The following is a 15,647-nucleotide window of genomic DNA, read 5'->3' as shown; positions in this document are numbered from 1 at the left end:
ATACCTCGCCGCCGTGCAGAAAGTGTGCACACCGGCCCGGAGGTCGGTGTGCACGTGCTTCTACTCCTAGGCGTCTTCGCGAAGATTGTTACCGGCTACTTCACCACCGTCGATGAGAATATCTGCGCCATTGACGAACTTTGATTCATCAGAGGCCAGGTAAACCACCAAATAAGAGATTTCTTCAGGCTTGGCAACGCGGCCCGCAGGAATCTGGCCAATTCCGCGCTTCAGGCCGGCCGTAAGGGGAGTTTCTACCGAACCCGGCAAAATTGCATTGGTGCGAATGCCGTCTTTGCCGAAGGAGAGTGCAGCTTCCTTGGTTAGACCCCGCACGCCAAACTTGGCGGCCGCATAAGCCGCGCGGTTCTTAATAGCCTGCACGCCCGCAATCGAAGAGACGTTGATGATCGAGCCGCCGCCCGCTTCCTGCAGGTAAGGAATTGCCGCCTTCATGCCTAAGAACACGCCAACCAAATCGATATCAATCGTGCGGCGGAATTCGGCAACATCAGCCTCGAGAGCAGAACCGCGGGAAAAAATGCCCGCGTTATTCACGAGCACGTCGATCTTTCCAAACTTTTCCTTCACGGTGGCGAGCGCCTTTTCCCAAGAATCGAAGCTGGTGACATCGAGCTGAACAAACATGGCTTTGTCTTCGCCAATTTCAGTGGCGAGCGCCTTGCCGGCCTCTTCTGAAATGTCGGCAATTACCACGCGGGCGCCTTCCTGCGCCAAGACTTTCGCGTGGGAGGCGCCCATGCCGGAAGCACCCCCGGTAATGACCGCTACTTTATTCGCAACACGTCCTTGTGCCATGAACAAACCTCTTTCTTCTGGAGCTAGTGGCTGAAACTAGCAGCCGGAACTAGTAGCTAGAGTGATAATCCTGAGTGAATTGACATGGAAGCAGGGCAAGGGCGGTTGGCGGGCAAATGCGATTGAGAGCGATCGCGCTCACCAAAACGCGGGAAAATCCGGTGGTGTAACCAAGGTCCTCTTTTTGCCCTGCGATTGAATGCTACACTATTTATTTCTTGCACGAAAGGTGCAGGTGAAATTTCAACCGAGTCGTGTTATCGTGAGGTTGCGCTCCGAAGAAGGGGTGCAAAAGTGAGATGTGAGCTCCTCCGGGTGGGGAATTGTCCTATGCTGTCCGACAGCTCGCAGATTTGAATGAAGGGTACTGAAAACATGTCTGAAGAAACATTACCTACCCCAAATGTTACGGGGCACACTCGTTTGCTCGCCCTATTGGCGGATCCTGCCCGGCATTCTTCTTCGCCGCGTATGCACACGCTAGCGGCGGCCAAGCTGGGGCTTGATTATGTGTACCTCGCTTTCGACGTCAATGAAGATAATCTGGGCGAAGCGGTGGCCGCAATGCGGGCCCTTGACGCGCGGGGCTTTAACCTTTCCATGCCGAATAAGCTGAAGGTGCTCGAATATGTGGATGAGCAGTCTGAAGCGGTACAGCTGATCGGTTCGTGCAATACGGTTGTGAACGAAGATGGCAAGTTGATTGCCCACAACACCGACGGCGTGGGCGCGATGGAAACCTTGCGCGTGAACGGGCGCGATCCGAAGGGCCGCACGATCACGATTATTGGTGCCGGTGGTGCCGGTACCGCTATCGCAGTGCAGGCTGGGCTCGACGGCGCTTCCAAGATCAATGTTTTCAACCGCAAGGATGCCTTCTGGCCGCATGCGGAAGAAAACGTGGCACGTATTGCCAAGACGGGCGCGGAAACTTCCCTCACGGATCTGGCCGATGCGGACGCGCTGGCAGCTTCGCTAGCCGAATCGAGCGTTTTGATTGACGCCACGAGTGTGGGTATGGGCAAGCTGGAAGGCCTGACGAATATCCCGGACGTATCGATTTTGCCGAAGGACATCTTCGTCCTCCACATTCCTTACAACCCGCCGGTAACCAAGCTGGTTGGGGATTGCCAGGCGGCGGGAATTGCCGCGGTGAACGGTAAGGAAATGCTGTACCAGCAGGGTGCGGCTGGATTCAAGATTTGGACTGGGCAGGATATGCCGCTTGATTTCATCAAGCAGCACGTCCAGTTCTAAAAGGTGTTCTGCAAGGCCTTAGGGCCTCGTAGGCAAGGCCTGCAGAACCCAGAAATCGTGACTGTTTTTATTGGTTTTTCGCGGTCACGAGCCCGTACGGGGGGCCGGCTTCGATTACACGCATAGATCTACTTGATCTGCAGTAATCGGTACCGACCCCCGTACGGTTTTTAATGGCGACTGAGCCTGCCGCTTAGCGCGCTTCTGGCCGCGGCTGTCGCTTAGTGTGCTTTTGACCGCGGCTGCCGCTTAGTGTGCTTCTGACCGAGGCTGCCGCTTAGCGTGCTTTAGCTTGCTAAACGGCAGCCTCCGTTTCCGTTCAGTCAGCTGCTGCTTCCGTAGCTTGCGTAGCATCAGCGGCTTGCGCCGGTGCCGTTTCCACTGGCACCGTTTTCACCGGCGCCAGTTGCCGTTTCCGCCGTAGTAACTTCTCCTTCTGCGGGCGCAGCTTGTGCGTGCGCTTCTTCCGCCGTCGCTTCTTCGGCCGCTGCTTCTGCGGCTTCTGCCACTTCGGTGGCGCGTGCTTCTTGCAGGGCCCGGAGCTGATTTTCCGGAGTTAGATAGACGGCTCCGAAGGGCGGGATTTGCACTAGGGCCGAATAGGGTTGGCCATTCCAGCCCTCCCCGCTAGCCTCAACCGCACCGAGGTTTCCAACTCCCGAACCGCCATATTCAACGGCGTCGGTATTGAGAATTTCGATCCAGCGCCCACCTTGCGGCAACCCGACCCGGTAGTTCAGGCGCGGTACCCCGGAGAAATTGACTGCTACCGCAATCGTATCGTCATCATCTCGCGAGTGACGCATATACGTAAGCACATTAGAATCGGCGTCCGAACCGTCAATCCATTCAAAACCGTGCGGCGAGAAATCATCCGACCACAGCGCCGGATGCTCCACCAGCAACTCATTGAGCCGCTTCACCAAACTCATCACGCCGTTATGTTCGGGTTGGTCAGTGAGCCACCAGTCGAGGGAAGCATCATGATTCCACTCCGCCATCTGCGCAAACTCTTGGCCCATGAACAAAAGCTTCTTACCCGGATGCGACCACATATACGCATACAGTCCGCGCAAGCCCGCGCGCTTTTGCCAATCATCGCCCGGCATCTTCGCATACAGCGAGCCCTTACCATGCACCACTTCGTCATGGGAGAGGGGGAGCAGATAGTTTTCGGAGAAAGCATAAACCATGGAGAAAGTGATCTCTCCGTGATGCCAGCGCCGGTTGATCGGCTTTTCTTCCAGGTAGGAGAGGGTGTCATTCATCCACCCCATATTCCATTTCAACCCGAAGCCCAGCCCGCCGGTATCCGTCATCGCGGTCACGCCCGGCCAAGAAGTCGATTCTTCCGCGATCATCATAATGCCCGGGTTACGCCGGTAGGCGGTAGCGTTCGTTTCTTGCAGGAAGGCAATCGCTTCCAGGTTTTCCCGCCCGCCGTAAATATTTGGTTGCCACTGGCCATCTTGGCGTGAGTAGTCCAGGTACAGCATGGAGGCGACGGCGTCTGCCCGGATACCATCGAAATGGAACTCTTCAATCCAATACAGCGCATTTGCGACGAGGAAGTTCCGTACCTGGCGGCGCCCGTAATTGAATACGAGCGTGCCCCAATCGGGTTGGGAACCGCGGGAAGGATTGGGATCTTCATACAGCGGTTCACCATCGAAGTTTGCCAATGCCCAAGCATCGGTAGCGAAATGAGCGGGCACCCAATCGGTAATCACGCCGATCCCGGCCTGGTGCAAGCGGTCAATAAGATAGCGCAAATCATCCGGATGACCGAAACGCGCCGTGGGCGAATAATAACCCGTCACCTGGTAACCCCAGGAAGGGCCATACGGATGCTCCGCCAAAGGCATGAATTCCACGTGCGTGAAGCCCATGTACTTCACGTGCCCAATCAGCTGGTCGGCGGCTTCGCGATAGGAAAGTCCCTTCCGCCAGGAGCCTAGGTGTACCTCGTAAATTGAAATAGGTTGGTCGATTCCGCGCCGGTTCGCAACCCATTCGGCGTCGTTCCATTCGTAACGCGAAACCGTGACGATAGAAGCGGTAGAAGGCGGTTCTTCGGATTGGCGGGCCATCGGATCGGCCTTCTGATGCCAAGACAGATCCTTATATTGGATTTCGAACTTGTAGCGCGAACCTTCCCCAGCACCGGGAATGAAAATCTCCCAAATTCCGGATTCGCCTAGGGAACGCATTGCGTGCAGGGAGCCGTCCCAGCCGTTGAAATCGCCAACCACTCGCACCGCGAGCGCATTGGGCGCCCAGACGCTGAAAGACGTACCTTGGGTATCACCCAGTTCAGATTCGAAAGTATGGACGTGTGCGCCCATAACTTTCCACAGCTCTTCGTGCCGGCCCTCAGAGAATAGGTAAATATCGAGTTCGCCCAGGGTGGGGAGGAAACGGTAGGGATCGTCGGTCCGGTTTTCTACCCCGCCATACAGGGCAACTACCCGGTAGTCCGGAACTTCCGCACCCGGTACCACGGCCCGCCAAATTCCGTTGTATTCATGTTCGGCCCGGATACGCCCGTGCGCGAGAGTCTCAATGTAGACCTCATCCGCAAGCCGGCGTAATACCCGGACGGTCACATTCTGGCCATCCGAATGCGGCCCGAGAACGTCGTGAGGTGCGTAATACCATCCTTTCGATACGGCGTCGAGAGTATCCTCGTCAACCATGATGTAATCCGCCATACGTGTACCCCTTACCTTTTCGTGCTCTAAGAGCGTGAGTTACGGCGTGCCCGTGGCCGGAGGATCTTCGACGGTGAGGACCCCGCCAGCTTTAGGTATTCCGTTACCCTCTATTCTCGCTTAGTTTAAGTGCTTGCGCGACCCCGTTTAGTGGTATGTCCACCCAATCTGGGCGTTGCGCCATTTCGTAACTAACTTCGTAGAGCGCTTTATCTAAAAGTAGGGCAGAAAGGAGTGGACGTTGGTCCTGCGGTATCTGCCCGTAGCCGGCCAGGAAAGTTTCCGTGGCGGTCGCCTCCCACCGCTCCAGCATTTGCTGGTCTCCGCCTTCCCGCGCTACCTGCCCGGCGGCATAACCAAAGGAACGCAGCATTCCGGCAACATCCCGCAAAGGCGTATCTACTTCCTGCCTTTCTGCTAGCGGACGCAAAGGTTCGCCTTCAAAATCGAGAGCCACCCAACCCCGGCCCGGCACGTAGAGAACTTGCCCTAAATGGTAATCGCCGTGCACGCGTTGCAAGGCCGGCCAAGTAGCGCGCTCACCGGCATCAAAAACCGCGGCAATTTGGGCGCGATACCGGGCGAGTGCGGGTGCGTCTTGCAAAGCGCGGCGGGCCCGGTTATCCCAGGACTCGCGTTGCGCACGGATTGCCCCGGCCGTGGCCGGCGTGGTTCCCAAAGTGCGGGCGAGTTGCCGGTGGAAAGTTGCGGTGAGCGTGCCCAGTTGCCGGATTAGTTCGGTGAGTTCTGTAAGGTCGGTGGGCTCTGTAAGGTTGGCGGGTGCGGCGGCCTGCGCGAGGCGCGCGGTAAAAAGCTTCCACCCATCGCGCCCAGTAGCTAAATACTCTTGCGCTACCAACACATCCGCCCGCTGCCCGGTACTCGTTACCAGCGCCGCCGCGCCATACTGGTGCGGTACGGTACCGCTCGCGCTCAGTGCCGCAGTGAGTTCGACGTCGGGGTTGGTGCCGGGTAAGAAAACACGAAAGAGCTTCACAATAGTGGGTTTTTCGACGCCGTCTGCCTCGTACACAATGGAAGTATTCGACTGTTCGCCACTCAGCACCCGGCCGCGAATAACTCCCGCCGCAGATCCGACCGCTTGGCTTGCGGCCTGATTCGTCTCCGGCGTGGCTGTTGGCCTCGGTACCGAGTTTGACTGCGGCCGCGCAGCTGCCGGGGATTGCGCTATTGGACCGCTGGGGGCCGCAATAGTGCGGGCTCCAGCGGTAGCTACCCGGAAAATATAGTCTTGGCCAAAACTGTCTTGGCAGGCATCACGGGCTAAGTCTGGGTTGGCCGTGTCTGCGTTAGCCGGGTGCGAATGTGCTTGGCCCGAATCTGCTAGGTCCGAAGGTGCTAGGGCCGAATCTGCTGCGTCCGTATGAGCTAGGGCCGAGTGGGCCAGGCCCGCGGCAGGAACACCGGTTGCGTTTGCGGGCGAGGCGGAATACTGCGGGCAGGCGGCCAGCAGCCGAGCCGAATCAACCACTACCGGCACGTTGTACACCACTTCGCCTGCCGCTACGAGCAGCCACAGCAGATCCCGTCCACCCGCATCCGGTGGGGCAGCGCTCGCGGTTGCCGAGTGCCCGGTATTAGCCATTGGGGCCGGGCTAGTTACAGGGGCCGGAGTAGCTACCGGGGTCGGGCAAGCCGTCTGGGCTGTGCGAGCCGGTTCGCGGGCGAGCCAAATGGCCTCCCGGATTTGCAGTTCTTGCGGACTACCGCGATACCAACGGGCCGCGTGTACCCACGGAGTAATTGCCAAGGCGAGCGCGCGGCGAATCTGCGGGCTGGAATAGTCTGCGTGGTCTGCGTGGTCTGCCTGGTCCGCGCAGACCGTAGTGCCGGCAGCGCTGGCGTGGTCTGTATGGTCTGCGGGGTCTGTGTGGGCGGTGCGGTCGGTATCGGCGGTGTTTTCGAGCATGCGCAGTTCAGCTTTCTTTCGCAGGGGGAGTGGCCGCGGCCAGATTCGTGGGCTGCGGATCGGGCCGGGAAAGTGCGGTGTAATCGACCGGGCGAGTTTCGCGGTTATCCGCGCGAGCCCCCTCGCGCGGGGCCGGTGTGGCCGTGCGCGGGGCTTGCAATTGCAACCAGAAGAAATCGCGCGGGCCGAGCGTTACCGTGTATGCACCGCCGGGGCCAATATTTGGGAATCCAGCCCCGCCGAACACGTCGGTGGCATGCCAACCGGCATATCGCACCGGCACCTTCACACGGGCCGCCCGGGCCGTGTTCGCCAAATTCGCCAAACAGAGAATAACTTCCGTTTCATCGCTCCGCAGGAAAGCCAAAACTGCCTCATTATCGGTTTCCAGCAAAGCGAAATCGCCGTTCCCCAGGGCCGAATGTTGGCTTCGCACGTCCAAGATTCCGTGAACCCAATGCAGGAGGGAAGCCGGCTGGGAAAGCTGGGATTCCACGTTCACCGCCTGGTAATTAAATGCCAGGGAGGAAACTACCGGTAGATAAAGTTTGCCGGGGTCAGCCGTGGAAAAACCGGCATTTCTATCCGGGGTCCACTGCATTGGGGTGCGAACGCCGTCGCGATCTGCCAACCAAATGTTATCCCCCATGCCGATTTCGTCCCCGTAATACAGGAATGGTGAACCGGGAAGGGAAAGCAGGAGGGCGTGCGCGAGTTCGATTTCCGCCCGCGAGTTTCCCAGGAGCGGTGCCAAACGGCGCCGAATCCCCACATTGGCCCGCATCCGCGAATCTTCCGCATACCAGCCATACATGGCGGCCCGCTCTTCCGTGGTCACCATCTCGAGAGTGAGCTCATCGTGATTGCGTAGGAACGTGGCCCACTGGGCACCTTCCGGAATGTCCGGCGTCTTCCGCAAAATATCGACGATCGCGTTCGCCCGCTGGTCCCGCAAAGCATAGAAAATACGTGGCATTACCGGGAAGTGGAAACACATATGGCATTCCGGGGCCTCCGGAGTACCAAAATAGGCGACGACGTCTTCCGGCCACTGGTTAGCTTCCGCCACCAAAATGGTGCCCGGAAACTCGGTATCCAAAATCCGGCGAATCTTCGCAATAAAAGCGTGGGTTTGCGGCAGGTTTTCGCAATTTGTTCCCTCTTCCTCGTAAAGATAGGGGATAGCGTCTAGCCGCAAACCATCCACCCCGATTTGGCACCAGAACCGCACCACGTCGAGCACAGCCTCATGCACTTTCGGGTTCTCGAAGTTCAAATCCGGTTGGTGGGAGAAGAAACGATGCCAGTAATACTGTTTGCGAACCGGGTCAAAAGCCCAATTCGAAGTTTCTGTATCCACGAAGATGATCCGGGCGTCACTGTAGCCAGAATCATCATCGGCCCAAACGTAGAAATCCCCGTATGGGCCGTCCGGATTAGAACGCGAGGATTGGAACCACGGATGGTCAACCGAAGTGTGGTTAATAACGATGTCAATAATGATGCGGATGCCGCGGGCATGGGCCTGTTCCACCAATTCGCGGAAATCGTCCATGGTGCCGTAGCGCGGATCGATCGCGGTGTAATCGGCTACATCGTACCCGCCGTCCCGGCCCGGGGAGGGATAGAACGGCGGGATCCAGATGCAGTCGATTCCCAACCATTGGATGTAATCCAAATGTGAAATCAGGCCGCGAATATCGCCCACCCCATCGCCATCCGAATCTCCAAAGGCTTTCAGCAAAACCTGGTAAAACACAGCGTGCTTATACCATTCGGGATCGGCAGAAAGCCCGCGGGCGGTGCCCGGTTGTAGATGCGGCTGGGATTTGGCGGGATTTATATTTGGCAGGAAACTCACTTCAACACTTTCACGGACAGAATATGTGCTGGTGCCGACGGGTCAAGCCGCACGAAGGGCTCTTCATTCCAATAGAAGGTGTTACCCGTAAGCTCATCCGTCACCTCGATAATTGGAGCACCATTGCGCGGTGCTACCTCGAGCGGGGTCAGATCCAGATGGAGAACGGCTTCCTGGGTGTTATGCGGATCCAAATTTAGGACCACGATCACCGAATCGGCCACCCCATCCGGCGTTTCTTCCGCCCGTGCGTGCTTGGTGAAGGAAAGCACCTGGTCGTTAGTGGTCTCGTTAATATTGATTCCACGCAAACGCTGCAGTGCCGTGTGCTCCCGGCGGATTTTGTTCAAACGTGCGAAGAGCGCCTGTATGCCGTGCGGATCCTGGCTGTAATCACGTGGCCGATATTCGTACTTTTCGTTATCGATCATTTCTTCGAAACCAGGCCGCGGCACATCTTCCACAAATTCATACCCGGAGTAAATACCCCAGGTGGGAGATCCCGTGGCCGCCAAAATTGCGCGGATCTTCCACGCGTTCGGCCCGCCGGTTTGCATGTACGGCGTGAGAATATCGTGCGTGGTGGGCCAGAATGCGGGCCGTAGTACGTGCGCGGTTTCCCGCCCCAACTCCAGCAGGTATTCTTCGATCTCTTCCTTTTCGTTACGCCAGGCAAAGTAGCAGTACGACTGGTGGAAACCAATCGCCGCCAAACCTTGCATCATGGGCGGGGCTGTGAAAGCCTCCGACAAGAAAATAACCTCGGGATGTTCAATCCGGAATTCGGCCAAGAGCCGTTGCCAGAAGGGGAGGGGCTTCGTATGCGGATTATCGACCCGGAAAATCGTTACCCCGTGGCTCACCCACACTTCCAGCACGCGCTTGATTTCCTGATAGATACCTTCCGGATCATCATCGAAGTTCAGTGGGTAAATATCCTGATATTTCTTCGGCGGGTTTTCCGCGTAAGCGATAGTCCCATCGGGGCGGTGCAAGAACCATTCCGGGTGTTCCTTCAGCCACGGATGGTCTGGGGAACACTGCAAAGCCAGGTCGAGCGCAACTTCGAGGCCTTCCTTGCGTGCCTGCTCCACAAAGTAATCGAAATCTTCGAAAGTACCGAGGTCCGGGTGGATCGCATCGTGGCCGCCTGCCTCGCTACCGATCGCGTACGGCGAGCCCGGTTCGCCCGGTTGCGCGGTCAAAGAGTTGTTCTTCCCCTTGCGTGCCGTAAGTCCGATAGGGCTAATCGGGGTGAGGTAGACGACGTCGAAGCCCAGGCCGGCGATACGCGGCAAATCTTCAGCGGCACTGCGCAAAGTGCCCGAATGCCATTCGCCTTCGTCGTCTTGCCAGGCTCCCACAGAACGCGGGAACATTTCGTACCAGGAACCCACCAGCGCGCGTTCGCGATCCACTTCCAACGGGAACACCGCCGATTCGGTGAGCATATCGCGCAGGGGATAGCGGCGGATAACATCTTCCACCGCGCTGGAAGTAGCCGCGGCATAACGCACTTCCTTGGGAACGGTCTGCAAAGTTAGCACGCCCAGCGCGTCACTAATTACCGTGTGCTCTGGGGTATCTTCCGGAATGCGTTCCAAAACCCGATGCAAAAGCTGCTCAGCTTCCAAGAAAACGAGTGCCACATCTTGATCGAGCGGCAACTTGGCTTCCGCATTGTGCTTCCACGTGGCCAGCGGATCAGACCAGGAACGCACAAAGAACCCATAGTTGCCGGTGGTTGGCGGTGTGAGCCAACCCTGGTAGCGGCCTAGCCCGGGGCGGATGAGCTCCATCGGGGAGGCCTGCACTTCCGCACCATCTGGGCCAACGAGAACGGCTTCGCACGCAAACAGATCATGACCATCGCGCCACACCGTGGCCTGCACGGGGAAAGCTTCCCGTTCCGTGGCCTTAGCCGGCCAGGACCCATTTTGCACCTGCGGCATCACATCCATAATCGGAATGCGACCAATCGCCGCATAAGGCGCCGGAATCGGCGCGGTTGGGGCGGCCGGATCATTGGCGGCCGCAGCCTGAATCCGCTCCCCAAAGTGCGGAGAAGCCGCGGTCTTAGCGGCCGTCCGGGTGGTCGATTTCGCTGCCGTCTTGGTGGCCGGTTTGGCTGCGGTTTTGGCAGCCGGCTTCGCCGCGGTCTTGGCGGTGGCCTTAGTAGCGGTCTTGGTGGTGGCCTTGGCGGTGGTCTTAGTTGTCGCCCGCCGGCCGGTAGTCTTAGTGGCCGCCGGCGCCGCCGCCGACTTAGCGGTAGCAGCCTTCGCGGTGGTGCCCTTGGCGGTAGCAGCTTTCGCGGCGGTAGTCTTGGCGGCTGCGGTCTTAGCTGTTGTGCTCTTTGCGGCTGTAGTCTTCGTTGCCGCTGTAGTCGTTGCCGCCGTGGACTTGGTATCTGCAGCCTTGGTATCTGCCGACTTCGCGGCGGCCGTGGACGTGGCAGCTTTCGCGGTGGTTTTGGTAGCGGTGGTCTTGGTAGCGGTGGTCTTGGTAGCGGGGGCCTTGGTGGTGGCGGTCTTTGCGCTCGCGGTCCTGGTACCCGCCGTCTTCCTAACCGTGGTCTGCGTGGCCTCTGGCTTGGTGTCCGCTTCCTTCGCAGCCGCGGGCCGCGTGGTCGAGGTCTTAGCTGTAGCTGCCTTGGCGGTGGCCGTAGTCTTGGCAGCAGCGGTTTTGGCAGTAGTGGCCTTGGCGGTCGCGGCCTGCGGTAAATCCCCGGCCTTTGCAGCGGGGCTTGCCGCGCCCTTCGCGGCGCTGCCTGTGGTTGACGGTTCCTTCTTAGCTCCCGAGGCATCCATGGCTAAATCCTTTCTAACCGGGGTTTCCCACTGCGATAGTTCGCTACTTCGCGCCCGTTGCGTGGCAGAAGCGTGCTGCGGAAACGGGTGGCATTACATTCCCGCCCGCCACAGGTACGTCCGCCATCTCGCCCTAAAAAACAGAGCGAGGTAGGTGGCTACGCGAAGCACAAAAGCGGAAGGAGCAGGCACAACGGCACTACTCAGAACCGCCCGCGAAGGTGTTGCAGTGCTCACAGGTACTAGCCTAAACGGTTTGAGATTTTCCTGCACGCCGGCCCGCCGCACAATCCACTCGGCTGCCGCGCAATCCACTAGGCTGCCGCGCAATCCACTAGCCCGCCGCGGAACCCACGGCCTGCCGCGCAACCCACCGGCAGGCCGGGCCGGGCGCGAGCTAGTGGCTACCGGTGCACAAGTAGTGGGATTTGGGCGCGAACAGTTTTGCGGAAAGTGCCTTCGCGGAATGCTCGGGATAAAAATACACGCGAGCCATTGCTACGCGTTAGCCCCTGCATCCGCGCGAATTCCTTCGTTTCGCACGGACGCAGGGGCTAACACACAAATATTTAGTAGTTCATATTCATCGCGGCGCGGACTTCGCGCAGGGTTTCTTCCGCGCGCGCATTAGCAATTTCGTTGCCGCGCTTGACGATACCTTCGATATAGCCAGGATCTGCCGCAAGTTCTGCGCGCCGTGCCCGGATCGGTGCCAACATTTCGTTGATTGCTTCCGTAACCTGCTTCTTCAAGGCACCAGAACCGGCGTCGCCAATTTCTGCTGCCACGGCTTCTGGTTCGCGGTCTTGCGCGAGGGCGGCTAAGAGCACCAAATTGGAAACTTCCGGGCGATTCTCAGGATCGTAAGTAATGTGGCGCTCCGAATCGGTAACGGCCTTCTTCAGCCGCTTTGCGGTTTCATCCGCGCTCATCCCCAGTTCGATCGTATTGCCACGCGATTTGCTCATCTTCTGCCCATCCAGGCCCAGAATAGAGGCACCACCTGAAAGCAGTGCTTGCGGGCGCGGGAACACGGGTTCGCTAGTGCCTTCCGGGTGGCCGTAACGGGCTTCGAAACGGTCGGCAATTACGCGGGCTTGTTCCAAATGCGGCAACTGATCTTTACCTACCGGCACCACATTGGCCTTGCAGAAAAGAATATCGGCAGCCTGGTGTACCGGGTAGGTCAGCAAAAGGCCAGACATAGGCCGCCCACCCGTAGCATCATGTTCCGCCTTCACCGTGGGATTGCGGTACAGCTCCGAATCGGTAACCAAGGAAAGGAAGGGGAGCATGAGCTCATTGAGCGCTGGCACGGCCGAATGGGTGAAGATCACGCTCTTTTCCGGATCCATTCCCACCGCCAAATAATCGGTGGCCAAAGACATTACGCGTTCCGTGATCGGGCCGGTGCCATCGCGGTCAGTAATCACCTGGAAATCAGCAATCACCAGCCAGGTCTCCACGCCGCGCCGCTGCAACTTCACCCGGTTGCGCAGGCTCCCAAAGTAGTGCCCCAAATGCAGATTCCCGGTGGGACGATCACCCGTGAGCACGCGGAACTCACTTGGATCTGCATCGATCTTTTGGTCGATTTTCGCGCTTACCTCCAGTGCGTGCCGCAAGGAAGCGTCCGATGTTGCCTGTGCGAGCGTATCTTCAACCGCCATGACTACCTTTCGTTCTTCTTTTCCCACTAGTGCGTGCTAGCGCCTAGTAACTATCAGTAACTATATTGCCGACGCCGCCCGCGCGGCTCCGTGCCCGCCGGCGAACGCATCACATTCTGGGCGGCGGTAGCAACTGCCGGCCGTGCCTCACTCGGCGGGGAAGCAGCTGCCCGCTGTGGCGCCGGTGCCCGCCGTGGCACCGCTACCAGCTGTGCCTCACCCGGTGGGGAAGACAGCCACCCAGCGGGGAATCAGCTGCCCGCTGTGGCGCCGGCGGGGAAACAGTTACCGGCTGCGGTGTCGTTACCTGCCGCGCTACCGCCACCTTGCGGAAGTAGTGCTAGCGGACGGGGTTGGCGAAGTACAGCCGCATGGAATTCGGGGCGATTACCGTGGCCGCTCCGGGCCGGTAGGCCTGCTCGGATTCGCGCGGCTTTTCCCAAGTTGAATCCCAAGCCAAGTTGTATGGATTCCCGCGGCCTTCCGGGAGCACAATCCGTACTTCCTGGGCCGAACCATTAATGACAATGAGGGCGTCGGCGTCGCGGTCACGCCCGGAACGGAGCATTTGCAGAACTCGGTTAGCGGGATCGAACCAGCGATGTTCGGGCATGGGCTCCCCGGTATCGGCATACCAGGTGAGATCCGGGAGGGAATCGCTGCGCGAGGGCGTTTGGGTGAAGAAATCTGCCGGCCGCAAAACCCGATGCTCCGCCCGCAAACGCAGCAAATAGGCAACGGTTGCCTGCGAATTACGCTGTTCTTCCGTAAGATCCCAATTCAGCCAAGAAATCTCATTGTCTTGGCAATATGTATTGTTATTGCCGTGCTGGGTGTTGCCAAATTCGTCTCCGGCGAGAAGCATCGGAGTGCCCGCAGAGAAGAGCAAGGTTCCGATCAGATTGCGGCAAGTTTGCGCGCGGGCCTGCAGAACTGTTGGCGGTACCGGGTTTTCGGCCGTCCCATCGCCTTCAAAACCGTGATTCCAGGAACGGTTATTATCCGTTCCATCGCGGTTATCTTCCGCATTGGCTTCATTATGTTTGCGATCGTAGGAAACTAGATCGCGCATGGTAAAACCATCATGAGCGGTAATGAAATTGATGGAAGCATTCGGGCCGCGGCCACCCGGCCAACGCCCCTGCCCGAACATATCGGCCGAACCGGAGAGCCGCGTAGCTAAATCACGCAAATCTCCACCCAAGCCGCCGTGGGCAATAGCCCGCTGATCGCTCACCCAGAAAGCGCGCACGGTATCGCGGAAACGATCATTCCAATCCGCGGTAGGGCGCGGGAAATTACCCGTCTGCCAGCCATTGGGCCCCAAATCCCAAGGTTCGTTAATTAGCTTTACGTTGCTGAGTACCGGATCGGTAGCCAGGGCCATATAGAACGGGTGGTGCGGATCAAACTGTTCGCCCTTGCGAGCCATCGTGGCCGCCAGGTCGAAACGGAAACCATCTACGCCGATTTCCTGCACCCAATAGCGCAAAGAATCGAGCGTCATCCGCAAAACCGTTTGGCGGCGGAAATCTAAAGAGTTCCCGGTGCCGGTAGTGTCGTAAAAAGCGCCCGCATTATCGGGGGCCTGCATGTAGTACGACGTCTGCCCAAAACCGCGCCACGAAATCGCCGGACCGTACACCCCACCCTCACAGGTGTGGTTATATACCACGTCCAAAATGACCTCAAGGCCGGCGTCGTGCAAGCGCGCCACCATATCCTTCACTTCTTGCACTACCGCGACCGGGCCGGCAAGTTGCGCGGTTTCTGTGGCGTAACTAGGTTCGGGCGCAAAATAGGAAAGCGTGGAATAACCCCAATAGTTGGTCATGCCTTTTTGCGTCAAAAACGGTTCGCTCATCTTGGCATGAATAGGAAGAAGTTCGACGGCGGTTACCCCGATTGCTCTTAAATAGTCCGTTACCGCGGGATGGGCGAAACCCGAATAGGTGCCGCGCAAAGGTTCCGGAATACAATCCAGCTGTGCGGTAAAACCTTTCACATGAGCTTCGTAAATAACCGTTTCATCCCAGGGCGTGTACGGGTGATGCGGCTCCGAGGCTCGCGGGGCCATCACCACGCTGCGCGCCTGATAGGGGGCTGAATCGGCGTCGTCGCGCGCTAGCGGGTAACTGGCCGGCTTTAAAGTATCGTCTACTTTATGTGCGTATAGCTCACGGCACAGCTTTGGGGTGCCGGTGACCGCGCGGCCGTACGGATCGAGGAGGAGCTTGGCCGGGTTGAAACACATGCCGCGTTCCGGTTCCCACGGGCCGTGGACGCGGTAGCCATACTCCTGGCCGGCGCGCGCATTTGCCACGTGCCCAGCCCACACTTCACCCGTGCGGTGCAAGGCGTACCGGGTTTCCTGCAGCCGCCCGGCAGACATTGTGAACAGGCACAGGTCCACGGCTGTGGCATTGGGCGCGGTGACCGCAAAATCTACACCGCTATCCGCGATGTGGGCGCCGAGGCGCACTGGAGCATTCCGAGGCGGAAAAGCTCGCTCGGAGGCGCGGGCCACGTAACGCGTGGAAGTCAGCGGTAAAGATTGGAAAGAAGTCACCGTCCAATTATTCCAGAGAACCT

General features: G+C 58.6%; 8 protein-coding genes. 1 reads left to right on the top strand and 7 read right to left on the bottom strand.

What is annotated here, in order from left to right; translation table 11 throughout:
• Positions 1-66: 66 nt before the first annotated feature.
• Positions 67-819 carry a trans-4-hydroxycyclohexanecarboxylate dehydrogenase gene (gene chcB1, locus H8274_RS07920; RefSeq protein ID WP_065414600.1) on the bottom strand — a complete coding sequence of 251 codons (753 nt, stop codon included), beginning with the start codon at positions 817-819 and terminating at the stop codon, positions 67-69.
• A gap of 375 nt (positions 820-1,194) precedes the next feature.
• Here chcB1 and H8274_RS07915 point away from each other — a divergent pair, with 375 nt between their 5' ends.
• The gene (locus H8274_RS07915) at positions 1,195-2,076 is read left to right on the top strand and encodes a hypothetical protein (RefSeq protein ID WP_049619460.1); all 882 of its coding nucleotides are present in this window, start codon (positions 1,195-1,197) and stop codon (positions 2,074-2,076) included.
• 353 nt (positions 2,077-2,429) lie between these two features.
• On the opposite strand, the gene glgB is transcribed toward H8274_RS07915, so the two are convergent.
• The 6 genes from glgB to glgX all read right to left on the bottom strand — a co-directional run bounded on the left by glgB (position 2,430) and on the right by glgX (position 15,624).
• Positions 2,430-4,787 (bottom strand): 1,4-alpha-glucan branching protein GlgB, encoded by a 2,358-nt coding sequence (gene glgB / locus H8274_RS07910; RefSeq protein WP_083078435.1) that lies wholly within the window; start codon positions 4,785-4,787, stop codon positions 2,430-2,432.
• Between the two features lie 103 nt (positions 4,788-4,890).
• Entirely contained in the window at positions 4,891-6,717 is a 1,827-nt protein-coding gene (locus H8274_RS07905) for a phosphotransferase (RefSeq protein ID WP_185934245.1), read from the bottom strand.
• A gap of 7 nt (positions 6,718-6,724) precedes the next feature.
• Positions 6,725-8,578 (bottom strand): maltose alpha-D-glucosyltransferase, encoded by a 1,854-nt coding sequence (treS, locus tag H8274_RS07900; RefSeq protein ID WP_185934244.1) that lies wholly within the window; start codon positions 8,576-8,578, stop codon positions 6,725-6,727.
• Positions 8,575-11,385, bottom strand: a complete 2,811-nt coding sequence (locus H8274_RS07895) for an alpha-1,4-glucan--maltose-1-phosphate maltosyltransferase (RefSeq protein WP_276330076.1) — start codon at positions 11,383-11,385, stop codon at positions 8,575-8,577. The genes treS and H8274_RS07895 overlap by 4 nt, the downstream gene beginning before the upstream one ends.
• A 569-nt stretch (positions 11,386-11,954) precedes the next feature.
• Positions 11,955-13,055 (bottom strand): tryptophan--tRNA ligase, encoded by a 1,101-nt coding sequence (gene trpS, locus H8274_RS07890; protein WP_185934243.1) that lies wholly within the window; start codon positions 13,053-13,055, stop codon positions 11,955-11,957.
• A 340-nt stretch (positions 13,056-13,395) separates the two neighbouring features.
• Positions 13,396-15,624, bottom strand: a complete 2,229-nt coding sequence (gene glgX, locus H8274_RS07885; RefSeq protein ID WP_244924575.1) for a glycogen debranching protein GlgX — start codon at positions 15,622-15,624, stop codon at positions 13,396-13,398.
• Positions 15,625-15,647 lie beyond the last annotated feature (23 nt).

It is taken from the genome of Actinobaculum suis (assembly GCF_900618115.1).
GTDB classification, from domain to species: Bacteria; Actinomycetota; Actinomycetes; order Actinomycetales; family Actinomycetaceae; genus Actinobaculum; species Actinobaculum suis.
The sequence above is the reverse complement of the archived record's forward strand: the minus strand, read 5'-3'. Positions and strand labels throughout refer to the sequence as shown.

Bases quoted from the DNA above. Each gene is read 5' to 3' on its own strand.
- chcB1 (WP_065414600.1), bottom strand. From the start codon at position 819: ATGGCACAAGGACGTGTTGCGAATAAAGTAGCGGTCATTACCGGGGGT.
- H8274_RS07915 (WP_049619460.1), top strand. From the start codon at position 1,195: ATGTCTGAAGAAACATTACCTACCCCAAATGTTACGGGGCACACTCGT.
- glgB (WP_083078435.1), bottom strand. From the start codon at position 4,787: ATGGCGGATTACATCATGGTTGACGAGGATACTCTCGACGCCGTATCG.
- H8274_RS07905 (WP_185934245.1), bottom strand. From the start codon at position 6,717: ATGCTCGAAAACACCGCCGATACCGACCGCACCGCCCACACAGACCCC.
- H8274_RS07895 (WP_276330076.1), bottom strand. From the start codon at position 11,385: ATGGATGCCTCGGGAGCTAAGAAGGAACCGTCAACCACAGGCAGCGCC.
- trpS (WP_185934243.1), bottom strand. From the start codon at position 13,055: ATGGCGGTTGAAGATACGCTCGCACAGGCAACATCGGACGCTTCCTTG.